This window comes from Halobellus ordinarius, from assembly GCF_031823395.1.
GTDB lineage: Archaea > Halobacteriota > Halobacteria > Halobacteriales > Haloferacaceae > Haloquadratum > Haloquadratum ordinarius.
Genome location: NZ_JAVQKJ010000014.1, coordinates 98,974 through 120,590 on the forward strand (window position 1 = coordinate 98,974; position 21,617 = coordinate 120,590).

Annotated in this window: 22 protein-coding genes; 15 read left to right on the top strand and 7 right to left on the bottom strand. The window is 66.0% G+C overall.

Going from position 1 to position 21,617, the window contains the following annotated elements:
- The first annotated feature begins 26 nt into the window (after window positions 1–26).
- From RJT48_RS17980 to RJT48_RS18010, 7 genes are all read left to right on the top strand, one after another.
- Window positions 27–1,673, top strand: a complete 1,647-nt coding sequence (locus RJT48_RS17980) for a hydantoinase B/oxoprolinase family protein (protein WP_311173788.1) — start codon at window positions 27–29, stop codon at window positions 1,671–1,673.
- Window positions 1,674–1,928: 255 nt separating this feature from the next.
- Window positions 1,929–2,144, top strand: coding sequence for a zinc ribbon domain-containing protein (locus RJT48_RS17985; protein ID WP_311173736.1), 216 nt, complete (start codon window positions 1,929–1,931; stop codon window positions 2,142–2,144).
- Entirely contained in the window at window positions 2,144–2,338 is a 195-nt protein-coding gene (locus RJT48_RS17990) for a DUF8143 family protein (protein WP_311173737.1), read from the top strand. The genes RJT48_RS17985 and RJT48_RS17990 overlap by 1 nt, the downstream gene beginning before the upstream one ends.
- A 26-nt stretch (window positions 2,339–2,364) precedes the next feature.
- Entirely contained in the window at window positions 2,365–3,441 is a 1,077-nt protein-coding gene (locus RJT48_RS17995; protein WP_311173738.1) for a S1C family serine protease, read from the top strand.
- A 52-nt stretch (window positions 3,442–3,493) separates the two neighbouring features.
- Window positions 3,494–4,027, top strand: a complete 534-nt coding sequence (locus tag RJT48_RS18000) for a multiprotein bridging factor aMBF1 (RefSeq protein WP_311173739.1) — start codon at window positions 3,494–3,496, stop codon at window positions 4,025–4,027.
- A gap of 156 nt (window positions 4,028–4,183) precedes the next feature.
- Window positions 4,184–4,828 (top strand): triose-phosphate isomerase, encoded by a 645-nt coding sequence (gene tpiA, locus RJT48_RS18005; protein WP_311173740.1) that lies wholly within the window; start codon window positions 4,184–4,186, stop codon window positions 4,826–4,828.
- Between the two features lie 21 nt (window positions 4,829–4,849).
- Entirely contained in the window at window positions 4,850–5,605 is a 756-nt protein-coding gene (locus RJT48_RS18010) for a DICT sensory domain-containing protein (protein WP_311173741.1), read from the top strand.
- A 42-nt stretch (window positions 5,606–5,647) separates the two neighbouring features.
- On the opposite strand, the gene RJT48_RS18015 is transcribed toward RJT48_RS18010, so the two are convergent.
- Complete coding sequence (locus RJT48_RS18015) at window positions 5,648–7,486, bottom strand: ATP-binding protein (RefSeq protein WP_311173742.1); 1,839 nt, start codon at window positions 7,484–7,486, stop codon at window positions 5,648–5,650.
- Window positions 7,487–7,598: 112 nt separating this feature from the next.
- On the opposite strand from RJT48_RS18015, the gene RJT48_RS18020 reads away from it, so the two are divergent.
- On the top strand, window positions 7,599–11,879 hold the full coding sequence (locus RJT48_RS18020) for a HEAT repeat domain-containing protein (protein ID WP_311173743.1): 4,281 nt from the start codon (window positions 7,599–7,601) through the stop codon (window positions 11,877–11,879).
- Window positions 11,880–11,955: 76 nt separating this feature from the next.
- Here RJT48_RS18020 and RJT48_RS18025 read toward each other — a convergent pair whose 3' ends face one another.
- On the bottom strand, window positions 11,956–12,219 hold the full coding sequence (locus RJT48_RS18025) for a hypothetical protein (protein WP_311173744.1): 264 nt from the start codon (window positions 12,217–12,219) through the stop codon (window positions 11,956–11,958).
- 426 nt (window positions 12,220–12,645) lie between these two features.
- On the opposite strand from RJT48_RS18025, the gene RJT48_RS18030 reads away from it, so the two are divergent.
- The 4 genes from RJT48_RS18030 (at window position 12,646) to RJT48_RS18045 (ending at window position 15,103) form a co-directional block, all read left to right on the top strand.
- Window positions 12,646–13,131 (top strand): universal stress protein, encoded by a 486-nt coding sequence (locus tag RJT48_RS18030; RefSeq protein ID WP_311173745.1) that lies wholly within the window; start codon window positions 12,646–12,648, stop codon window positions 13,129–13,131.
- Window positions 13,132–13,258: 127 nt separating this feature from the next.
- Complete coding sequence (locus tag RJT48_RS18035) at window positions 13,259–13,726, top strand: pyridoxamine 5'-phosphate oxidase family protein (RefSeq protein ID WP_311173746.1); 468 nt, start codon at window positions 13,259–13,261, stop codon at window positions 13,724–13,726.
- Between the two features lie 259 nt (window positions 13,727–13,985).
- Window positions 13,986–14,372: a nascent polypeptide-associated complex protein gene (locus tag RJT48_RS18040; protein ID WP_311173747.1), complete on the top strand. Its 387-nt coding sequence runs from the start codon at window positions 13,986–13,988 to the stop codon at window positions 14,370–14,372.
- A complete protein-coding gene (locus RJT48_RS18045; RefSeq protein ID WP_311173748.1) occupies window positions 14,369–15,103 on the top strand; it encodes a methyltransferase domain-containing protein in 735 nt (244 codons plus the stop codon). The genes RJT48_RS18040 and RJT48_RS18045 overlap by 4 nt, the downstream gene beginning before the upstream one ends.
- A gap of 36 nt (window positions 15,104–15,139) precedes the next feature.
- Here RJT48_RS18045 and RJT48_RS18050 read toward each other — a convergent pair whose 3' ends face one another.
- Together RJT48_RS18050 and RJT48_RS18055 are read right to left on the bottom strand one after the other, a co-directional pair.
- Window positions 15,140–15,694 carry a DUF6517 family protein gene (locus tag RJT48_RS18050; RefSeq protein WP_311173749.1) on the bottom strand — a complete coding sequence of 185 codons (555 nt, stop codon included), beginning with the start codon at window positions 15,692–15,694 and terminating at the stop codon, window positions 15,140–15,142.
- A 126-nt stretch (window positions 15,695–15,820) separates the two neighbouring features.
- Window positions 15,821–16,144 carry a transcription factor S gene (locus tag RJT48_RS18055; protein WP_311173750.1) on the bottom strand — a complete coding sequence of 108 codons (324 nt, stop codon included), beginning with the start codon at window positions 16,142–16,144 and terminating at the stop codon, window positions 15,821–15,823.
- A gap of 224 nt (window positions 16,145–16,368) precedes the next feature.
- Between RJT48_RS18055 and RJT48_RS18060 the strand changes: the two genes are divergently transcribed.
- Window positions 16,369–16,890 carry a DUF5797 family protein gene (locus tag RJT48_RS18060; protein WP_311173751.1) on the top strand — a complete coding sequence of 174 codons (522 nt, stop codon included), beginning with the start codon at window positions 16,369–16,371 and terminating at the stop codon, window positions 16,888–16,890.
- A gap of 47 nt (window positions 16,891–16,937) precedes the next feature.
- On the opposite strand, the gene RJT48_RS18065 is transcribed toward RJT48_RS18060, so the two are convergent.
- Together RJT48_RS18065 and RJT48_RS18070 are read right to left on the bottom strand one after the other, a co-directional pair.
- Window positions 16,938–17,930 (bottom strand): DUF5787 family protein, encoded by a 993-nt coding sequence (locus tag RJT48_RS18065; RefSeq protein WP_311173752.1) that lies wholly within the window; start codon window positions 17,928–17,930, stop codon window positions 16,938–16,940.
- Between the two features lie 98 nt (window positions 17,931–18,028).
- The gene (locus tag RJT48_RS18070; protein WP_311173753.1) at window positions 18,029–18,490 is read right to left on the bottom strand and encodes a bis(5'-nucleosyl)-tetraphosphatase; all 462 of its coding nucleotides are present in this window, start codon (window positions 18,488–18,490) and stop codon (window positions 18,029–18,031) included.
- Window positions 18,491–18,753: 263 nt separating this feature from the next.
- Here RJT48_RS18070 and RJT48_RS18075 point away from each other — a divergent pair, with 263 nt between their 5' ends.
- Window positions 18,754–19,086: a 30S ribosomal protein S10 gene (locus tag RJT48_RS18075; RefSeq protein ID WP_311173754.1), complete on the top strand. Its 333-nt coding sequence runs from the start codon at window positions 18,754–18,756 to the stop codon at window positions 19,084–19,086.
- Window positions 19,087–19,189: 103 nt separating this feature from the next.
- Here the strand turns inward: RJT48_RS18075 and RJT48_RS18080 are convergent, their stop codons facing one another.
- Window positions 19,190–19,933: a proteasome assembly chaperone family protein gene (locus tag RJT48_RS18080; RefSeq protein WP_311173755.1), complete on the bottom strand. Its 744-nt coding sequence runs from the start codon at window positions 19,931–19,933 to the stop codon at window positions 19,190–19,192.
- Between the two features lie 168 nt (window positions 19,934–20,101).
- On the opposite strand from RJT48_RS18080, the gene RJT48_RS18085 reads away from it, so the two are divergent.
- Window positions 20,102–21,526: a sodium-dependent transporter gene (locus tag RJT48_RS18085; protein ID WP_311173756.1), complete on the top strand. Its 1,425-nt coding sequence runs from the start codon at window positions 20,102–20,104 to the stop codon at window positions 21,524–21,526.
- The last annotated feature ends 91 nt before the right edge of the window (window positions 21,527–21,617 follow it).

Consider the following 21,617-nt stretch of genomic DNA (forward strand, 5'->3'; position numbering starts at 1 on the left):
CCGACGCGGACGACGAGGATCACTCCGTGGATCCGGACGGGAGCGAAGTCACGGGCGGCGTCGACGCGGTGACCCTGGAGATCCTCCGGAACCAACTCGAAGGGATCGCCGAGGAGATGGGCCAGGTGCTGATCCGCGGCGCGTACTCGCCGAACATCAAGGAGCGCCAGGACTGTTCGACCGCGGTCTTCGATGCCGACGGGCGGATGGTCGCGCAGGCGGAACACATCCCGGTCCACCTCGGCGCGATGCCGGAAGCCGTCGAGGCGATCAGGCAGCGGGGCCCGGAACCGGGCGACGTCTGGGCGCTGAACGATCCATTCGCGGGCGGGACCCATCTCCCGGACATCACCCTCGTGTCGCCGCTGGCTCCCGGGACTGGGTACGGAACCAGCGATGGCCCCGACGGCGGAGACGAAATCGTCGGCTACGCGGTCTCGCGTGCCCACCACGCCGACGTCGGCGGCTCGACACCGGGGAGTATGCCCGCCGGCGCCCGGGAGATCTACGAAGAAGGCCTTCGCATTCCGGGCGTCCGGATCGTCAACGACGGCGAACTCGTCGACGACGTGTTCTCGCTGCTGCTGGCGAACGTCCGGACGCCGGACGAACGGCGGGCGGACGTCCGCGCCCAACTCGCCGCCCACGACAGAGCAGAGGAACGCCTCGGCGACCTGTTCGAGCAGTGGGGCCAGACAGTCCTGGACGCGTTCGACGCGATCATCGACTACTCCAGAGACCGGATCGAGACGGAACTCGAAACTGTCCCGGACGGGACCTACGCCGCCCGCGATGTGCTGGAAGGCGACGGCGTCACCGACGACGACATCCCGGTCGAGGTGACCGTCACCGTCGACGGGACCGACCTCGACGTCGACTTCGCCGGGACGGCCGACCAGGTCGCCGGGAACCTCAACGCCCCGCTCGCGGTCGCGAAGAGCGCGGTCTACTTCGTCGTCCGGTGTCTCACGGACCCGGAGATCCCGCCGAATCAGGGGTGTTACGATCCCGTCTCGGTCTCGGCCCCGACCGGTTCGCTCCTGAACCCCGAGCCGCCGGCCGCGGTGGTCGGCGGCAACGTCGAGACGAGCCAGCGCGTCACGGACGTCGTGTTCGCGGCGCTGGCCGAGGCGGTCCCCCAGCGAGCACCGGCCGGCGGCCAAGGGACGATGAACAACCTGATCATCGGCTCCCGCGAGGACGAGTTCACCTACTACGAGACCATCGGCGGCGGCGGCGGTGCCACGGCCGCGAGCGACGGGATCGACGGGGCACAGGTCGGGATGACCAACACCCTGAATACGCCGATCGAGGTGCTCGAAGCCGAATATCCGCTCACCGTCGAACGCTACGCGCTCCGGCCGGGCACTGGCGGCGACGGGGAACACCGCGGCGGTCTGGGCCTCGAACGCGCGCTGACCCTGGGCTGCGACGCGTCGGTGTCGCTGCTCACGGAGCGCCGCCGCACTCACCCGCGGGGAATCGACGGCGGTGAAGACGGCGCGACCGGCGAGAACCGGATCGACGGCGACCCGGTCGCTGCGAAGACGACGGTAGACGTCGACGCCGGGACGACAGTCACAATCCGCACACCGGGCGGTGGTGGCCACGGCCCACCCGCTGATCGCGATCCGGAGGCCCGCGAGGCCGATCGGCGCGACGGGAAACGGTGACCGTCGGTCGAGGGGCTTGCAGTCGGCACGAAAGCGGTGAGTGCGGGAGCTCATTCGGCCCGAGTATAGCCGTCGACCTACGTGTTCGAGCAGGGAAGTCCCGCATTCACCCCTCCCCGCGTCGACGTGCCGAACACCCGCTGCCCGACGCGGGGCGTCGCTTACCTCACGGGGTCGATGGCCGCGGTTTCGTATATAAATATACGCCGGGTGACGAGCAGAAAACTGATATCGGTCACTGGATTGCTTGCTGATATGGTCCCCGATAGCGACGATCGCGGCTGTCCGAAGTGCGGTCACACAGAGACCGACGTCGGGAAGATCTCGACCACCGGCGGCGGCCTCTCGAAGATGTTCGACATCCAGACGAACAGTTTCAAAGTGGTCTCGTGTACGAACTGCGGCTACTCGGAACTGTACCGCGACACCACCTCCGGGACGAGCGACATCGTCGACGTCTTCCTGGGGTGATGGCCGCCGGCGCGTTCGTCGTCGTGTTCGTCCTGATCGCCGTCCTCGCTCCGTTGGTCCTCTATGCGCTCGTCCGGTGCGAACACGACGCGCGGGAGACGATGGATCGGCGTGCGGCCGAGCAGTCGGCGCGGCGGGATACGCCGGACGCGGACGAAGACCGACGTGACGGCTCCGATGCGGAGCACGGATAAGGCCGCCATCCGAACCGTCGGCAAGGATGGGCGATCCGACTCCGACGCGGCGACGCGTGCTCGAACTCGCCGGCAGCCTGGGGCTTGCCGCGCTGGCCGGCTGCAGCACGCGAGCGCCGACCGCCGGCACCGACTCTGCCACGACGTCCGATGACACGCAGACATCGACAGCGACCGCGACGAGCCCCTACACACGGGTGTATCGCCAGACGGTCGATTCGGTCGTGTTGGTCCGCGCGGACGGCAGCCAGGGCACCGGATTCGTCCCGCGGCGGCCGTACGTGGTCACGAACGCCCACGTCGTCGACGACGCCTCGACCGTTGAGATCAGATACAGCGAGGGCCGGTGGAGCACTGGCGAGGTCGTCGGCACCGATCCCCACAGCGACCTCGCAGTGATCGACGTCGACGACCCCGTCCCGGAGGCCGGTCCGCTGTCGTTCGCCGAGCGGCCGCCGACCGTCGGGCAGGAAGTCGTCGCCATCGGCAACCCGTTCGATCTCGGCGGCACGGTCACCGCCGGGATCGTCAGCGGCGTCGACCGGTCGATTCCCGCCCCGACGGGGTCGCGGATCCCGGACGCGATCCAGACCGACGCGGCGGTCAACCCCGGCAACAGCGGGGGACCCCTGGTGTCGCTGGAGGGGGAGGTGGTCGCGGTCATCAACTCCGGCGGCGGGGAGAACATCGCCTTCGGTATCTCGGCCGCGCTTGCTCGCCGGGTCGTCCCGCGACTCATCGAGGACGGAGAGTACGACCACTCCTTCGTCGGCGTCAGGATCCGTCCCGTGACGCCGGCCATCGCGGAGGCGATCGAGATGAGCGAGGCGCGGGGCCTGCTTGTCACGCAAATCCTCGATGACGGCCCGGCGGAGGGGATCCTCCGGGGCGGCACTGAGGACCGACTCGTCGACGGAACCAGCGTCCGTGTCGGCGGCGACGTCCTCCGCGAAATCGACGGGGAGCCGCTCCGTACCACCGAAGATCTGGGAAGTTATCTCGCGCTGAACACGCGACCGGGCGAGGAAGTGACGTTTTCAGTTCGCCGGGACGGATCGACGGTGACGCTCGATCTGGAACTCGGCACGCGACCGTCGGCGTAGCGGTCGCGGCACCGGCGTGTCCTTTATACCGTCCCCTCGATTACGGTCGAGTATGCCCCAGTGCGAGATGTGCGGCAGCCAGCAGTCGTCCCTCACGACGGTCAAGGTCGAAGGGGCCGAACTCGAACTGTGCGAGGATTGCAAGGAGTTCGGCACCGAGGTCCGCACTGAGTCGAGTTCCTCGGCGTCGACGAAGTATTCGACGTCGAGTTCCGGCGATTCCTCGTCGAGTTCGGGCGGCTCCTCGGGCGCAGGGTCGGGGGGTTCCTCCGGCGGCTCGACCAGGCGGCGCGATATGTTCGACGATATGGACGAGATCGCTGCCGACTACGACCAAAAGATCCGCGAGGCTCGCGAAGGGCGCGACCTGAGCCAGGAGGATCTCGCGGACTCGCTCAACGAGAAGGCGAGCCTGATCCGCAAGCTCGAACGCGGCGACATCCTCCCCTCCGACGACGTCCGGAAGAAGCTCGAACGGAAACTGGAGATATCGCTGGTCGAGGGAAGCGACGGCGAGGACAACGAATGGTCCGGCGGCTCCTCGACGACCACGACGCTCGGCGACGTCGTCAAGCGAAAGGACTGATACTGATTACTCTCACTTTTTCCGCCGAGCGCCACCCAGGTTAGCGGCGCTCGGCGGGAACCGACGAGAGTAATCAGTATAAACCGTCCCGCCAACCGAAGCGCTCACATTCGCCGATGAGCAACCTATTTCCTCCCCTGGCACGCACACGTCACTATGTTCATCGTAGTAAATCTCAAAGCGTACCCGTGTGATCCGATCGAAGTAGCGACGGCTGCCCGCGACGTCGCCGAGGCGGCAGACGTTCGAATCGCCGTCGCACCGCAGGCCGCAGACCTCGCGCGGGTCGCCGAGACCGGCGTCGAGACGTGGGCACAGCACGTCGACCCGAACGACTACGGCAGCCACACCGGCAGCACGCTGGCGGAAGCGGTCGCCGAGGCCGGGGCGGAGGGAACGCTGATCAACCACTCCGAGAAGCGCCTGAAACTCGCGGACATCGACGGCTCCGTCCGCGCGGCCGAACGCGCCGGGCTGGAGACGTGCGTCTGTGCGAACAACCCGGCACAGATCGGCGCCGTCGCCGCTCTCGGCCCCGACAGCGTCGCGGTCGAACCGCCGGAACTCATCGGCGGCGACGTCTCGGTCGCGACGGCCGACCCCGGCATCGTCGAAGACGCGGTCGCCGCTGCGGCCGCAGTCGACGACTCGGTCGAGGTCTTCTGCGGCGCGGGCATCTCCTCGGGCGACGACGTCGTGACTGCGGGCGACCTCGGCGCGTCGGGGATCCTGCTCGCCTCCGGCGTCGCCAAGGCCGAGGACCCGCGGGCGGCGCTGGAATCGCTCGTCGAACCGCTGTAGTCACCCGCCGAGATCCGACCGATGACACTCCGAACGTTCCTCGACGAGGTCGATCCGCCGGATCGATCGCTCGTCATCCTGAACCGCAAGGCGCCCGAACCGCTCCAGCGGATGCTGGAGAAGATGTTCGAGAACCAGCCGATCAACGTCGAGGAGGTCGATCTGGCTCGCGAGGCCGACGATCAGGTGCTGGTGGTCGAAGACGACACGGTCGTCGCCAGATCGCCGCTTTCGGAGCTGCAGGATTCGATCCTGATGGTCAACTCGGATCTCTTTATCACTGGCTCGCGGGAACTGGACGAAGTGACACTCCCGGCCGCGCTGGACGAACTCCACGACGTGCCCTTCTTCCTCCGTGGATACCCGGAGTCACACACCGAAAAGCTGCTTTTGGTTCTAGTCTCGCGCTACATCGAGCGGACCGCGTGGGAACAGCAGGGCGGGACGCTCAGGACGTCCTTCCAGTCGCTGGATCGCATTCAAGACGAGATCGGGACACAGCAGGTCTACCGGCGACTCGACGACTCCCCGGTCGACGTCCACGTCTACGGGGCGCCCGGCTGGGAGCCGTCGCCGGCGTCCACCATCACCGCCCACATCGGATACGAGGAGGATTTCCTGGAATCGTGGTTCGTCGTCTACACGCCGCCGGAGGGCGTGGAGGGGCACGTAGCCCTCCTCGCTCTCGAAGATGGTCCAAACGAGTGGACCGGCTTCTGGACCTACCGGGAGTCACTGGTGAAAGACATCAACGACTACATCGAACAGGAGCTGTAGCAGGGCGGAAGACCGGCAGCCGAGCCGAGGGAACCGACACCGCTAGTCGTCGGCAGTCTCGGTTCCCGGGTCCGACTCCGCAGTGGTGTCGTCGGAGCCAGATTCGCTTGTATCGTCATCTTTGACCCCAGACATCGCAGCGTCGTCACCGTCCGCGCTGGATTCGCCCCCACTGTCCGGTCGGAACGCGTCCTCGACGGCCGCGACGACGTCCCGAAGCTCCGCTTCGTCGAGACGGTCGGCGAACTCCTCGCGGACCAGGTCCGGCAGCGTGTACGCGTACCGCCCCCGACCCACGTGTTCGACGAACCCGGCGCGCCGGAGCGCCCGGTTCCGGCTGTACGCGAGTTGCTTGTCGCCAATCTCGCCGGCCGCGACGTGGGCATCCACGGGATCACACGCGTCGACCTCCCGGTAGAAGGCGAGCATCCGCTGTGCCGCCGGCGGGAGCGACGTCACAACCCCGCGCAGTCGTTTGATCACGTCCGCACGCCCGGTCAGATCCGCTGTTCCCTCGTGAGCGCGCTCCGGCGGGACGTCGCCGCCGTTCGGACCGCTCCCACTGTCGGTGCCGAAGCCGTTCTCGACGTCGAGGCCGGGATACGCGCCGGCCGCGGCGGCGGTGACGACGTCCGATTCGTCGGCAGACGACGTCTCGTCGTCCGACGTCGACTCCGCGTCGCCGGGGTCGACTGCATCCGTGTCGGCAGGGGCGGTGTCGGCCGCGTCGGCGGCGTTTGCGTCGATGTCCTCGTACTGGTTCAGGGCGGCCTGTCCGTCACCGGAGCGGGCGAGGTTCCGGCCGCTTCCGCCGCGGTACGGCGCCTCTGCGGTCTGGAACATCGCCTGTGCGAACTGATCGGCCATCTGCGAGAGGTCCCGCGCTTCCTCCAGTTCGCGTTCGAGTTCCCGGATCCGCGCCTCCTTCTTGTCCAGTTCCTGCTTGAGATCCGCGATCTCGCTCTCGCGACGGGCTTTCTCCTCGGTGATCTCCTCTAACTCCGAGACCAGATCGCCGTCGACGGATTTCAGATCCGGGCGCTCGAAGTCGTCGAGCCCGGGCGTCGCCCCCGCGTCGAACGTCTGCTTTTTGTGGAACTGGACTCGACGGAGCGAGGCAGACCAGTCGGTGACGAGGAAGGCCTCGCCGTCGCCCATATCTTCGATCGCGTTCGCGTACTCCGAGCCGAGGATCCGACCGACGACCTTCGTGTCGTTGTTCCAGGTCAGCCGGTGCCAGACGAGCCAGTCACACTGCGTGATGAAGTCCTTCTTCACGTCGGCGGGACGCTGGGAGATGCCGACGATCCCGAGGCCGTGTTTCCGACCCCGTTTGCCGATCTTGATGAGCATCTTGCCCGCTTCCGTCATCCCGCCGCCTTCCGGGATGTACTCGTGGCACTCCTCGATGAGCATCAGGAAGGGCTTCTTCAGCTTCTTCTCCTTCGCAAAGAGGTTCCGCGCGACCGCGAGCAGGAGCTCCTGCGCCTCGTCCTCGTCGATGTAGCCCGAGACGTCGAGGATGATCGGAACGTTGCTGTCCAGCGCAAGCGAGGCGAGTTTCTCGGCGTGTTCGGGGTTGACGACGATGTCGCACTCGTCGTCTGCGCCCGCGTGGAGTAGCTCGAACTGCTCTTTGAGGCCGTAATACTCGCCGTCGGTGTCGACGATGAGCACCGGGAAGTTCTTTTCGAGCAGGTTCTCGATGATCACCGACGCCGTGTTCGACTTCCCCGACCCCGACTTCCCCGTGATGAACCCCCGCCCGGTCAGGATGTCGACGACCGGCAGTTCGACCCCCGTTCCCGGCTCGTGGTCGCCGTCGCCGCCCGGCCCCTCGCTGACGTTCGCGACGGCGATGGTCTCCGTGTCCTCGGTCATCTATCGACTCGTCTCCCTCGCGCGGCATAGTTCCTTCCCCCTGACAGTCGGGTCCCTGCCGGCCGTCAATTTATGAACACGTAGCGAGACAGCCCGATCGGAGAGGGTTTCGATGCTCACCCCCGACGAGATTGTCCACCGCAAGCGGGCCTGTATAGACGACGACGGCAGCGACCAGGCCACGGAGACGGCGACGGCGCTGGTAGAGCAGGTCGTGAACGGGGAAGCCTTCCGCGCGGTCGCCGCCGACGCGACCCGGGAAATCGCCCGCGAACGCCCCGAGGTCGTCGCGGAGATCCTGCCGCGTGTCTCGACGTGGGTGCTCGACGGGCTGGAGCGGCAGGACGCCGTCTATCGACAGACGGGGGTGGTGCTCGCACTCGATCTGGCACGGATCGATCCGGCGTCGGCCGGGGCGATTTCGGATCTCCTCGGGGCCGCCGAAGAGGTCGGATTCGACGAGTGGGCGATCGAGGCGTTCCTGATAGCGATGGGGCGACGCAACCCCGAGTTCCTCGCGGGGGAGTTAGAGATCCTCACCGATCCCGAGTACGAGGGCCAAACGGTCCGACCACAGCGGGGCTGGGCGATCGCGCGGGCACACCGGACCGATCCGACGGCGTTCGAGCCGGTCGTCGAGTCGCTTCGGGACGATCTCACCGGGAGTACGACCGACCAGCAGGCGGCGCTCGAACGGCTCGGGCAGTTGGGGCTCGTCGCCCCGGAGATGGTCGAATCAGCGGTTCCCGAAATCGTCGCCCTTGCGGATGCAGACGACGAGCAACTCCGATCCGCGGCGGTTTCGGCGCTGGGACGAATCGCCGGGACGGAAACGTGGACCGACGCGCCGTTCGGCGTCCCCTGGGACGGGGCCGATACCGACCTCTTCGAGACCATCACGAAGACACTCGACGCGTCGGCGCAGAGCGTCGTCGCCGCGGCAGCGACATCGTTGGCGCGGGCCGCGGCCCACCGCGGTGATCGGAGGGAGCGGGCGATCGAACGGCTCCTCGATCGGCTGTCGACCGCCGACGCGGAATCCGTACGGGTCGCGCTGCTGCAAGCGCTGCAGCGACTCACCGAGGCGGAGACGATCGATCCGAACGCGGTCGACCTCCTCACGGCCGCGGCGGCGCCGGCGCAGCCAATCGACGAACGAAAGGCCGCACTCCGGGTGCTGGGCCGGATCGCCCCGGGATCGACGGCGGAGGCGTCGATCGAGCAGGCGCTCGCCGAGGGGGCGAGGGCGGATGCCACAGCGGTCCAACGCGAGGCCATCGACGCCATCGCCGACCGCCTCGGGCGGCGGGATGAGCCCTCGCCGGAACTCCGCAAGACGCTCGTATCGGCTACGCGAGACGACGATCGGTTGGTCCGTGAAGACGCCTTCGAGGCGCTCGCCCGCGCCGGGGACACTGCGGGTGTCCGCGCCTCCCTGATCGGCCGTCTCGACGACCCCGACTCCGCCGAGATGGTCGCGGAAACGGCCTGCCGGCTGGAAGCCGCGCCCGTCGTCGAGGTGCTGGTCGACAGGTTCGTCGGCGCCTTCGAGTCGTTTCAGGCCGACGAAGCGGCGGACGGGCCGACACCCTATTCGAGTGACGCCCACCTGACCGACCGACAGAAGGCCCTCCTCGACGGCCTGGTCGTCGTCGCCCGCGAGTATCCCACCTCGATTTCCCCGTCCGTCGAGCGACTCGTGGACGTGTTGATCGACGAGGACACGCCGGAGACGCATAATCTCCCGAGAGCGCTCGCCGCCGTCGCGGCCGCCGATCCCGGTGCGGTCCGTCCGTTCGCCGCCTCGCTGGGAGGGCAACTGCTCGGGGAGGGACGACAGCCGGATGCGGGCTTTCTGCTCGACGCGCTGTTGGCGGTCGGGGCGGTCGACGACCGGATGATCGAGCGGGTGATCGGCGACTACGAGGCCAAGGCGCTGGCGCCCGCCGTGGTCCGGCTTGCGAGCCTTCGGCCGCTGTTTGCGCTGCGAATTGCGACGGAATTGGAGCACGAGATCCGCGCCGTCGACGATCACTTCGCCGTCAACTGGTGGATCCACGAACTGGGCGAACTCGGGAGCGCCGACGTGCGGGTCGCGCCGCTCACGATGGAGCTGTGTCGGCTCGCACTCGAAGCGGGCGACGACTGGGTGCGGTGGGACGGCGCGGAGGCCTTCGCCGTGATCGCTGCCGACCACCCGCGGTGGGTTCGCAGCTACGTACCGGAGTTGATCGAGGCCCTCGACGACTGGAACAGTCACGTCCCCGAGTGGTCGCTGCGGGCGCTCGGACGCGTCGGTGACGGGACGGTTCGCAGCGCGATCGAGCCGTTCACCGCACACCCGCGAACCGAAGTTCGGAACGCGGCAGAAACCGCTGGGCAGCGACTCGACGCCCCCGGGGACGAGGGCGGCAGCGACGACGGTCTCGAAGACGTTTTCGAATACCCCTCGACTGGACGGAAGCGCGCACGGACGACACTCAGGAAGACGGCGGCTCAGGCCCCGGACCGGTTTCTGGCGCGTTGCGTCGTCGCCGCCCGCGAAGCGGACGCACGCACCCGGGTACGGATCCGGGAGCTCCTCGTCGAGGTGACGGACGGCGACGGCTCCGCGATCGACCCCCCGGCCGCGTTCGTCGACTGGCTCGATGCCGCCGACCCGCTGGAACGGGCGATGGCAGCATACGGTGTCGGTGCGACTGCGGACGAGACCACAGCAGACCCAGCCGCGCTGATCGACGCGTTGGGCGCGCACCTCGACGACGAGGAACCGCTCGTCCGGCAGTGGGTGATCCGCTCGGTGGGGGTGGTCGGGGCGATCTCCCCGGAGACGGTCCGGCCGCACATCGGGGCCCTGGCTGGCCGCCTGGACGACGAGGATCCGACGACGAGAGCGCACATCGTCGGGGCGTTCGATCGGCTCGCAACAGTCGACCCGGACCTCCTGACCGACGCGGTCGAGGCGCTGACCCGCCGACTCACGGATCCCGTCGATTTCGTTCGCCTGGAGGCTGTCTCGGTGCTGAAATATGCGCCACCCGAGGCGATCGCGTCGGTTCCGGGCGCGTCCCGACGCCTCGTGAACTTCCTCCAGGACGAGGACTCCGGGCGGGCACAGGAGGACGCCGCGACCGCGCTCGGATCGCTGGCCACGGCAGATGCCGAGGCTCTCGCCGGCGAACTCGACCGGCTGATGGCGGAACTCGGCCGACGATCGATCCGTGCAGCTGTCGCAGCGGTCGCAGCGGAGTACCCGGAGGCAGTGCGAGAGTACGAGACGGAGCTTGCAGATCGCTCCGACGAACCGCACACGCGTGAGGCCCTCGCCCGTCTCTACTCGCCAGACTATCCGGATCACCTCCGGGAGGCGATCCGCAACCGATCCGAGACGCCCCTCACAGAACTGGATACTGTCGTCGATTACGCAGTGTCGGCGCCACGGCGAGAACGTAGGGAAGCCGTAATCGACGCGATCGGACCGGCGATACGAGGGAATCCATCGCGCACAGCGGCGGTGCTCGGTGCGCTGACTGAGAAACTCGCCGATCCGGAGGCAGCCGTTCGCCAGCACGCCGCGTTCTCGATCGCTGAAGCGGTTGGAAAACTGGATCCCGACGACGCGACAGTGCTTGAAACGACCGTGCTATCGGCGCTGCTTGATTGTGCGGGCGACGGGAGCTGGGCAGTCAGAAGCGAAGCCTATCGGGCGATCGAGGCCGTACTCGCCGCAGGAGGCGCGGGCATCGAGGAATACGAGACCGTCGTCGGTGTGGCTGTCGCGGGGCTCGGCGACGAACACGGTCACGTGCGCCGCCGTGCCGCGGAGATTCTCGATCGGCTGCCGGCCGACGTTCGCGAGACGTTCGACGTCGAAAACCGAGTCCTCACGCTACTGGAGGCGGGTGACTCCCTGGAGCAGCGAGGCAGCATCCTGGCCGTCGGGAAACTCGGCGAAACCGATGGGATTCCCACGAGCACCAGCGAGTGGGAAGTCGTCGGAGGAGGGAGCGAAGCGAACGGACCCGACGGGAGTCCGATACGGGCGCTCGAGGCCCTCGAGGACGCGTTCGCCGCGTCGGATCTGTGGGCCCGCCGGAACGCACTGGAGAGTGTGACCACGATTGTCGCCGCTCACGACGCAGCGACGGTCGAGCGGCTGCTGGCTGCAGTCTCGTATCCGGTTCGCGAGCGGGTTCGTGAGGGGCTTTCCGACCGGAATCCCGTGGTACGGGCCGAAGCGTGTCGCTGTCTGGGGTTCATCGGCACTGTCGAGGACGAACCGTCGATCGCGGCACTGGCGAGTGACGACGAATCACAGCCGCGCGTTCGGGCGGAAGCGTCGGCTGCGCTGGAGCGGCTCCGAGAACGGATCCCGGAGGCCGGAGCGGGATAACGTGGGCGGGCGGGCCGGAGGATTTCGTCCGTCAGCGGGGATGAAGCTGGGGGCTATCCGAGCAAAGAGGAGATAGTTACTGGTCAGGAGCGTTCTCCGCAGCCGCGCCCGCGGCCGACCCAACGCTCTCGGACGTTTCGCTCCCGCCCGGCGTCAGGCCGCTGATGGTTTCACCGAGGCCGTCCGTCGCCTCACCCGCGGAGGCGCCGATCTCATCGAGGATTCCGCCAACGAAATCCGGCACCGCTCCCGGCAGGTCCGAGGGCGGTCCGGCCTGCAGCGCCATCCCGGCGGTGTCGTGTGCGAACTGTGCGAGCGTCAGTGGGTCTGCTTCGATCATTGCAACTCGACGTATCGGCCGAGGTGGGATAAGGGGGTGCAGTGCTGCAGCCGGATTGCGACCGGATTTGGCCGGATTAATACGGTTGTAATCCCGGATAAATCGGATTTAGCCGGTCCCAGCGCGCGGATTTCGGTAGTGTACGGAATCCCGGCGTAGTTTTGTCCACACGCGGGGCAATCGGCACAGGTCGGGTGGCGGTCGGCTCCGGGTTCGCTCAGAGGCGTCGACACGTACCGCCCAGGGATCTGCTGCCTGCGGGGATCAGCGGATGTCGATCCTCCGTGGCTCGCCGCCTTTTAAACAGCTCGACCGCGGGGAGCGTGGGTCGAGGAAAACCGACCTTCATTCGGCAGACGCCGTCAGATCCGATATTTGGCACTCGGCAATACCTTTAATGGTTAGCTGGTGGATGTATCAGATTGTATGTACGACAATATTCTGATCCCGACGGATGGGAGCGAGCAGGCGGGCAACGCCATCGAGGAAGGCATCCGCCTTGCCGAGCAACTGGGCGCGACTGTTCACGCGCTCCACGTCGTCGACGAGTTCGAAGCGAAGATCGTGCCGATCACGGGAGCGCAGGATCAAAAACGGCAGGAGTACATCGAGTACGGCGAAAAGATCACCGGCGAGGTCGCCGGGGTGGCCGCTGACGCGGGCGTCGACTGTGTGACCGCTGTCCAGACGGGGATCGCACACAAGAAAATCCAGGCGTACGTCGAGGATCACGACATCGATATGGTTGTGATCGGTTCACGCGGCCTCGGTGGAGTCGAAGAGATGTTGCTCGGGAGCACCGCCGACAAAGTGGTCCGGCTCGTCGACAAGCCGGTCACCGTCGTGTACAAACGACCGACCGAATCCCTCCAGTGGATGCTGCCCTCTGCCGAGGACACAGTCCACCGGTGAGTTCGTCGCCCACGGTGGCTGCAGGCCGGTACTCGGTCAAACGACCCTCCCGTCTACTGATCGGAGTCGGGACGGTCGCCGGCGCCAGAGAACAAGGTCCTTTACCGACCCCGACGAACGGGGGTCTATGACCGAGGAAACTTTCCCCGACGGATTCCGCGGTGGCCGGATGTCCGACGCGGAAATCGACGAATTTCTGCGGGATCAGGGGACCGGTGTCCTCTCGCTGGCCGACGGGAACAACGCCTATGCGGTGCCGATCTCGTTCGGATACGAGCGCGGTCGTGCCGTGTTCGCCTACTGGCAGTTCGGCGACGAAAGCGAGAAGCTCGCCTACAGCGAGGCGACCGAACGGGCGTGTCTGGCGGTGTACGACATCGAATCACAGTTCGAGTGGCGGAGCGTACTCGCCTTTGGCAGCCTCCGAGAGTTGACACAGAAGGAGTGGAGCCAACTCGGGGAACTGATGGACGACAACGCGTGGTCGCCTGACCTCTCGATGGTCGGCGGACGCCGGCTGACCGTCGTGGGGTACGAGATGGACATCGAGGAGGCGACGGGGCTCAAACGGACCGCCGCGGACGACGACCCCTGATAACGATTACTCTCGTCTCTTCCCGCCGAGCGCCGTCAACGGGGGTGGCGCTCGGCGGTGAAAAGTGAGAGTAACCATTATGAGACGGACTGCTGTGACTGTTTACCGGTGCTAATCACACCAGTACCGGTGAGCACGGCCAAGAGACGACAGCAGTCCGTATGAGAAGTATCGGGGCGATTTCTTCCAGAAGAAAAGCGGGGACGAGCGGCGGCGTTCGCCACGCTTTTGCTGTCGGCCGCCGTCGATTCGGGCAACTATGTTTGGTGGCGGCGGAATGAATCCGCGGAAGATGAAACAGATGATGAAACAGATGGGCATCGACGTCGACGAACTCGATGCCGAGGAGGTCATCATCCGGACGGCCGACGAGGAGCTGGTGTTCTCCGACGCGCAAGTCACCCGGATGGACGCGCAGGGCCAGCAGACCTATCAGGTCGTCGGCGACCCCGACTCACGCGAACTGGGGACCGACGACAGCGACGAGAGCGACGACGCGCCCGCTATCGAGGAGAGCGACGACGGAATCCCGGCCGACGACATCGAACTCGTTGCTAATCAGGCGGGGGTCGACGCTGACACGGCACGCGAAGCCCTCGAAGCCAACGACGGCCGACTGGCGGACGCCATCGCCGACCTGGAGTGAGCTACCTGCTCGTTCACGAGGACCGGGAGTACCTCCGCGCGCCGGGTGACGAACTGCAGACGGATCTGGGCGTCCTCGAGATTCCGGAGGACGTCGAACCCGGCGACGTCATCGAGACGCATCTGGGAACGCCGTTCGTGGTCAGGCGCCTGCGCGGGCCGGACCTGTTCAACCACTTCGAGCGGACGGGCGCCCCGATGCTCCCCCGGGACGTCGGCCTCGTGGTCGGCCACACCGGCATCGCTGCCGGTGACCGAGTTCTGGACGCCGGCACCGGAACCGGGGTGCTCGCAGCATACCTGGGCCGGATGCACGCCGACGTCGTCAGCTACGAGATCGACGCCGAATTCGCGGACGTTGCCCGAGAGAATATGCGGCTCGCTGGCGTCGACGACCGCGTGGACGTCCGGACCGGCGACCTCACAGCACGGCTCGACGAGGTCGTCGAGGAGGGGCCGTTCGACGCCGTCACTCTCGATACGGGCGATGCACCCGCCGTCGTCAGGCGCGCTCCGGCACTGCTTGCAGACGGCGGCCACGTCGCGGTCTACTCGCCGTTCGTCGAACACAGCCGCGAGGCAGTCGAGGTCGCCCGGGAAGCAGGGTTAATCGATGTCGACACCTTCGAGACCATCCAGCGGGAGATGGACTTCGGCGAGCGCGGCTCCCGGCCGTCGACCGCAGGCGTCGGCCACACCGGCTATCTGACGTTCGCGCGCAAAGAGCAGTAAGTCCCGGAGTGCGGTGGTAGCGATGCGAACGTCCAGTCACGCCATCGAGCGAAGCATCTCGAACAGTTCCTCGCGCCCCTGTTCGGGATCGAAGGTTTCGTTCCCGGGGAGTGAGAGCGGGTAGGCGCCCCCGCCGAGGAGGTACTCGGCGCCCGCAGGCCACGCTGCGAAGTACGCCTCCACCGGCAGATTTTCCCCGCCGACGGCCACCTCCGCACGGTACCGGGTCGCATCGACATCGACGTCCCCGACGGCGAAGCGGTGCGTATCGGCGCGTGCGATCTCGGAGAACCCCCGTGACTCCAGCACGTCGAGAAACGTCCCCGACGCGCGGTCCGAGACAAGCCGCGTGAGCGCCGGGGAGCCGGGGGCTTTCGGGCTGATTCGGAGCCGACTCGCGAACACGAACCGCCACGTCGTCTCGGTCCCGGTCGCCTCCCGGAGCCGCTCCCTGAGGTCGACGTCCTCGTAGAGACGGGTGTGGGCCTTGGCGGTCACGAGTCGGGCGTCGAACGGCGTCGTCACCTCCTCGGAGACGAGCCGCCACCCTTCAGGGACGTCGAGTTCCGGCGGGTCTATGTCGGCGTCCACGCTCGCGGGTTCGCCCGCGCGTGACTTAATTCGCCGGGGCGGGGTGAACCGAGCCGGGGCAATTCGATTCAGCGCGGCAGAATTGGCCGTACTGCCCGGCACTGGAGAGAAACGGCCCGCTGCCGATCAGTGATCGTCCTCGCGCCACTTTTGCCCACACTCGGTACAGGTGAAAAAGCGCGTCTCCGATTCGTCTGCCGAGCGGATCTGCTTCATCTCGTAGCGTGCGCGATCGTGTCCGCACTCCGGACAGATCACCGTCGTGGTCGGCCCGATCTCCTCGTCGTCGACCTCGGACATATCGACCACTTCGCTCTCCTCGCGGGCGTCCGTCGAGGTCATATGCGCCTCGTTGGCCGAGTCGCGAGGCTTCTCGGCCCCGCAGTTGCCGCAGACCCAGACGTCGCCCTCGGTCTTCATCATCGAGCCGCAGTCGTCGCAAAACTCCATTCTACCCCCACGCAGGCGCTTCATCGACTTAAACGCCGGGATCGCCGGACGAATCGGTCCGGCCAGTGTTCCGAAAAGCCCAGACCCGAGCGTCGCAGTGACGACCGATGAACCGAGAGAGGGAGTCTCGGACCGCTTTCTCGTCGATTCCGCGGTCCGATCCCGCGGGAGGCGACAGGCGCCTACAACAGCCCTTATTACTACCTCGGGACGAACGGGCGCCTGTGACAGACGACGGAACTCTCTCCGAGGAGGCCAGAGAGCGACTCGCCGACGTGGTCCGCCTGCAACCGACGAAGAACAAGGAACTCCAGGAGGCGTGGGGCCTGGAGTCCGGCAGCGAGGTCCACAGCTATCTCGAAGGCGAACTCAAGGAGTACTACTACCGCGACGACAACAGCCTCATCCGCGCGACGGCGGATGCCGCCGACCTCGTCGATGTCGAGCCCGGAGTCGAAAGCGGTGACGGAGACGACGGCGGCGTGCCCGCCGTCATCCGGGTCCCGGAACTCGAATCGCAGGTGTTCGCGGTCGTCGCCGGTCCGGACGACCGATCCGAGAGCGTCGTGAGCGTCCTGAACAAGGTCCGCGACGCCTACGACGTGGATCCGCCCGTCGAGGACGTCCGACAGGCGCTGCAGAACCTCCGACGAAAGGGTGTCGTGGAAGTGATCTACCGGACGGTACCGACGTTCCGGCTGGCGGCCCAGCGCGCGGAGATCGACGTCGAAATATCCGATTCCTGAGCGACACCGCCGGATGATCGATCCCTGAGCGTTCGCGAGCGAACCGATTAGTGGTCCGCTGTGCGGCTTCGTTCCCGTTCCCGAATCCACTCCCGACGCCTCCGGAGCAGCCGTTTGGTCCCCTTCCCCGGACCGCCTTCGATCGGCCACCCCCTCGTCCGCCACGCCGGCGGTTCCGGTTCGAAGTCCGGACACGACCCGGAACACTCCGCGGCAGTCTGCGAACGCTGCTTCGCCCGACAGTTCGGCACGAACGTTATGCCCGCGCGTCGAAGCTCGAAGTGCCGGCAGTCCGGGCGCATCGTCTCGTGGTAATCGCGCCAGCCGCGCCCGTAGGCCCGCTCTCCGAGTTCGAGTCGGCGTCGCTGCCGTGCCTCGTCGGTAGCGGCCTCCGGCGGCGTCACCGCACTGGGATGCCACTCGACGCTCGCTTCGGTTGGAAACGAGAGCGCCAGGATGCCGACCTCGACCGGCAGATCCTCGAGCAGCGCGGGTTCGACGCTGTGGCCTGTCGCCTCAGTCGCCACCCACACCTCGTCTGCGAGCGCGGTCTCGACGTCGTGAGTCAACTGTTCGGAGAGCGCGCGGGCGGCCGACGCGTCGAGGTCGGGCTTGTTCTCGATAGCGACGATCCGCCGGAGCCAGTCGGGATACGGTGCGATGCGCCTGATCTCGATCCGGTTTCCGTCCCGGCGTTTCTCGACGACGCCGCGGTCGGCCGCGCGGTGGACCGCTGCACGAACGTACCGCCAGGGATATCCGGGGTGCGGGAGCGCGTCGCGGTACCACGCCCAGTCGGCAGGCGCGTTGCGCACCACGTGGAGGAGGTCCGAATCGAGTTCGCGCTCGCCGAACTGCGCCCGGGCCCTGAGTCCCTCGGGATCGCATTCGAGAACGACGGTGTCCCAGCGACGCTTCTGCGTGCCGAGCTGTCGGGCGACGACGACTGGGGCTTCTCGCTGTTCGTCGGGGGGCCACGCCGTCTCCGCCCATCGACACACGAAAAGCTCGAAGCCGAATTCGCCGGTTCCGGGTGTCATAAGGACTGCTGTAACTGGTTACCGGCGCTCACCACACACCGAGCCGGTACGCACCAGGAAGAGACGACGACAGTCCGTATCACGCGTACGACTCCGGCCTACGCGAGGTACTTGCCGTCCTGGCCTTCGCCGTTTTCGGCGGCCAACTGGTCGAGATACTCGTGTGCTTGCTCGAAGATCTCCCGCGGTCCGTCCTGTGTGATCGTGTTGAGCGCCTGCTCGTAGTCACGCCACTGGAGGTCGCGGTGTTCTTTCGAGAGCTCTGCGCTCGCCTCGAACGACCGGGCGATAAACAGATGCACCGTCTTGTGGATCGTCCTGCCGTTCGCCTCGAAGACGTAGTCGTACTCCTCGCGGAAGCCGTCGATGAGGCGGAAGTCCTCGATGCCGGCCTCCTCTTTGACTTCCCTGATCGCCGTCTGCTGGAGCTCCTCTTCGCCCTCGACCCCGCCTTTGGGGAACTCCCAGTCCCCCGGCCGGCTCTTCAGGAGCAAATACTCCCGTTCGCCGCGGGTGTCGCGGAAGAGGATGGCTCCAGCGCTGACCGCTTCGACTGTCATTACCTGAAATAACCGTACAAGGAGTTAAGAGACTATCGGACGCTTCGAGGGCCCCTGCAGTCTCTCGTACTGATTACTCTCGTCTCTTCCCGCCGAGCGACATCCCCGCCTCCGGTGCTCGGCGATAAAAAGTGAGAGTAATCAGTATCAGAACCGCCCGCTCGCCGTGGCGAAAATAAAACCAGAGGCCGGGAAGCAGCGACGATAGGTGTGTTTTTACGGCTCGGTGCCGATATCTCTCCTAACCCAGCGGTACCCAGCCTATGACCTTCGTCACAAAACTACGCTTCCAATCGGGGAACCGATACGAACTGGAGTCGGCGGTGTCGGACCTCAAATCGATGCTCGAACGCAAGGGCGCCGAATGCAAGGGACCGCACGCGGACCCTCCAGAGAACCACTCCGTGCCGCAGTATCGAACGCTCCAGCCCGGAGAAGAGTTCTCGCCGTGGAGCTACACGGTCTACTCCCGGAAACTGGAGATCCACGGCAACGACCACATCGCGCGGGAGGTCGGCCACATGGACTTCCCGGAGAGCCTCCACGTCGAGATCGAGGTCGAACAGAAGAAGCCGGCCGGCCATCTGCGGGACTGATACTGTCGGACGTAAGGCCGTGGAACATTTCGGCACCTCGTGGTGCCGGGAATTTCCAGATAGTTACGTTCGACAGTATGAGCACCGGAACGTCGAACCGACCTCACATATACATCCGGTCTTCGTGAATCTCCGATTGATCGACCGCCTGTAATCGTTCTTCGAGATCACGGTAGTACTGTTCAATTTCGCCTGCGAATTGCTCTAACGCGGTCGTGTCGACCTCGATATCGTACAACTGCTCGACGGCGACAAGGAGTCGGAGCGCCGCTTCGACGTCGGGGACCCGGGGGTGGACTGGCGTGATGAAGACACCGACACGCAGATCAGTGTCCATCCCACGACCGACGACACTCGCATTCACGCCGTCGAGGAATCCTGTTCCCATCGCCGTAATATCGGAAGCGGCTAGCTGTTCGTCCTGATAATCTTCGGTAGCAACGTAGAACACTCTGTGGTCTGTCGGTCCGTGGGGGAGGGGAACTCCCGAGAGGATCGTGATCTCCTCGATGCGATTGCTTTCGGTCCAGTCGAGAATCGACTTCGCGAACGGGTCAGCCGCCCACAGCGGGACGAAGAGCTCGCTCACCAGGAGCGTGAGATCCAGGTCGGGGCGGGAAAACAGCCGAGTGTGGTGGCGCGGGGTCCCGTTCTCGAACGGCGTCATCGACGGGAGTGCCTCGGTGGTGATATAGCCGGTTTCCTCAAGTTCGAGTTGGTCGACCAAGAAGTCGACTGCAGTGAGCCCGGCCAGTCCAAACGACGAGAAGCCGGCAACGAGTCTCTCCGAGGCGCTGGCCTCGTGGGTGATGCGGAATGACGGGCGGGAGGATGGGTCTGTAGCCATACCAGATGTTCTCGTCGGCGAGCAATAATAATTTCGAGAATCTATGTAATATGACACAAATCGCGACGGGGGGTGAGAGACGACCAGTTTTGGAGACGATTCCCGGGCGCACTCGCTCAAGTCGTAGATTTAAGATGGTTTGTGCACGTCCTTACTGTGAGATTACAGATGGTTACGGAGCGCTGGGGGTCCCGGCTGGGCTTTCTGCTCGCGACAGTCGGTGCTGCTGTCGGTCTCGGGAACATCTGGCGGTTCTCCGCAGTCGTTGGCCAAAACGGAGGAGGCGCCTATCTCGTTCCATATCTCATCGCAGCTTTCGTGTGTGCAGTCCCCTTGCTCGTACTCGAATTGGCGGTCGGACGACGACTCCGGACGGACGTGGTGTCCGCGTTCCGGTCAGTGAAACCCGAGTACACCGCATTCGGCTGGCTCGTGACTGGCGGGGTTCTCCTCGTTTTGAGCTATTATCTGGTCCTCACGGGATGGGTATTCGGCTTCCTGATATCGTGGCTGGGCGGGACGGAAACGACGTTCGGAGCGTTCACAGCGGGGTGGGAGCCGGTGGGCTACTTCGTCGGCGCAACAGTCCTCACGGGAGGCGTCGTCTCGCTGGGCGTCCGCGACGGCATCGAACGGATGGCAAAGGTCGTGATGCCCACCGTGTTTGCGATCCTTCTCGGACTCGCGCTGTATGCGGTGACGCTTCCGGCGTGGGGACAGGCAGCGAGGTTCCTGTTTACACCCAGGTTCTCGGTACTCACTGACGCGGGGATCTGGAGTGCCGCGTTCGGACAGGTGTTTTTCTCGATGTCCGTCGGCCAGGGGATTATGCTCACCTACGGAAGCTACGTCGACGAGGGGACGAACCTCCGCACCTCCGCGTTGCTCATCACAGTCACCGACATCGGTGCCGCCATCGTCGCTGGCCTGGTGATATTCCCGATCGTCTTCAGTTTCGGCCTCGAGCCGACCCTCGGGACGGAACTCGCCTTCACGACACTCCCCACGGCGTTCGAGACGATGCCCTTCGGCCGCGTCGTCGCGGTCGCGTTTTTCGGGCTGCTCTTTTTCGCCGCACTCAGTTCGGGGGTCTCGCTTCTGGAAGTTGGCGTTGCTGCGGCGACGAACTCGACGCGGCTATCACGGCCGCGCGCGACGATCGCACTCACCGGCGGCGTTTTCGTCGTGGGCGTCCCCTCGGCGCTCAGCTACAGTCCGATGCGCCTCGCCGCGTTCGGCCGTCCCGTGTTGGATATTGTCGACGAGTCTGTCGGAACGTTCGCGCTGCCGATCTCTGCAATCCTTATCCTGTTCGCCTTCGTGTGGGCTGTCGATCTCGATACCGTCCACGACGACCTCGGTATCCTCTATCCGCTCGTCAGATACCTCATCCCGGTCATCCTGGTGGTCGTGACCGCTGCAAAAGCTATCGGGGTCGCGCAACCGGCGTGGCGGCTTCTCGTGAACCGTGCTCGGCGCGGCTCCGTCGGAGTGATCGTTGCGGCGTGTCTCTTCGTGGCCTTTGCCGGACTCGGATGGGCGGCCCGCGATCGGCTCCCTGCCCCGCCGCGCCTCCGGCGAAATCGACGGTGAAGCGATCCGCAACGGGAGATCAGCAGAACAAGCGTGAGAGCCGTTCTACCGCCCTCTGCGGGCCCACATACCGCTGTTGCAGGCGAGGGCG

What these genes read in the sequence shown, in the direction of transcription:
- RJT48_RS17985 (WP_311173736.1), top strand. Translation starts at nt 1,929, where the DNA reads ATGGTCCCCGATAGCGACGATCGCGGCTGTCCGAAGTGCGGTCACACA.
- RJT48_RS17990 (WP_311173737.1), top strand. Translation starts at nt 2,144, where the DNA reads ATGGCCGCCGGCGCGTTCGTCGTCGTGTTCGTCCTGATCGCCGTCCTC.
- RJT48_RS17995 (WP_311173738.1), top strand. Translation starts at nt 2,365, where the DNA reads ATGGGCGATCCGACTCCGACGCGGCGACGCGTGCTCGAACTCGCCGGC.
- RJT48_RS18000 (WP_311173739.1), top strand. Translation starts at nt 3,494, where the DNA reads ATGCCCCAGTGCGAGATGTGCGGCAGCCAGCAGTCGTCCCTCACGACG.
- tpiA (WP_311173740.1), top strand. Translation starts at nt 4,184, where the DNA reads ATGTTCATCGTAGTAAATCTCAAAGCGTACCCGTGTGATCCGATCGAA.
- RJT48_RS18010 (WP_311173741.1), top strand. Translation starts at nt 4,850, where the DNA reads ATGACACTCCGAACGTTCCTCGACGAGGTCGATCCGCCGGATCGATCG.
- RJT48_RS18015 (WP_311173742.1), bottom strand. Translation starts at nt 7,486, where the DNA reads ATGACCGAGGACACGGAGACCATCGCCGTCGCGAACGTCAGCGAGGGG.
- RJT48_RS18020 (WP_311173743.1), top strand. Translation starts at nt 7,599, where the DNA reads ATGCTCACCCCCGACGAGATTGTCCACCGCAAGCGGGCCTGTATAGAC.
- RJT48_RS18025 (WP_311173744.1), bottom strand. Translation starts at nt 12,219, where the DNA reads ATGATCGAAGCAGACCCACTGACGCTCGCACAGTTCGCACACGACACC.
- RJT48_RS18030 (WP_311173745.1), top strand. Translation starts at nt 12,646, where the DNA reads ATGTACGACAATATTCTGATCCCGACGGATGGGAGCGAGCAGGCGGGC.
- RJT48_RS18035 (WP_311173746.1), top strand. Translation starts at nt 13,259, where the DNA reads ATGACCGAGGAAACTTTCCCCGACGGATTCCGCGGTGGCCGGATGTCC.
- RJT48_RS18040 (WP_311173747.1), top strand. Translation starts at nt 13,986, where the DNA reads ATGTTTGGTGGCGGCGGAATGAATCCGCGGAAGATGAAACAGATGATG.
- RJT48_RS18055 (WP_311173750.1), bottom strand. Translation starts at nt 16,144, where the DNA reads ATGGAGTTTTGCGACGACTGCGGCTCGATGATGAAGACCGAGGGCGAC.
- RJT48_RS18065 (WP_311173752.1), bottom strand. Translation starts at nt 17,930, where the DNA reads ATGACACCCGGAACCGGCGAATTCGGCTTCGAGCTTTTCGTGTGTCGA.
- RJT48_RS18070 (WP_311173753.1), bottom strand. Translation starts at nt 18,490, where the DNA reads ATGACAGTCGAAGCGGTCAGCGCTGGAGCCATCCTCTTCCGCGACACC.
- RJT48_RS18075 (WP_311173754.1), top strand. Translation starts at nt 18,754, where the DNA reads ATGACCTTCGTCACAAAACTACGCTTCCAATCGGGGAACCGATACGAA.
- RJT48_RS18080 (WP_311173755.1), bottom strand. Translation starts at nt 19,933, where the DNA reads ATGGCTACAGACCCATCCTCCCGCCCGTCATTCCGCATCACCCACGAG.
- RJT48_RS18085 (WP_311173756.1), top strand. Translation starts at nt 20,102, where the DNA reads ATGGTTACGGAGCGCTGGGGGTCCCGGCTGGGCTTTCTGCTCGCGACA.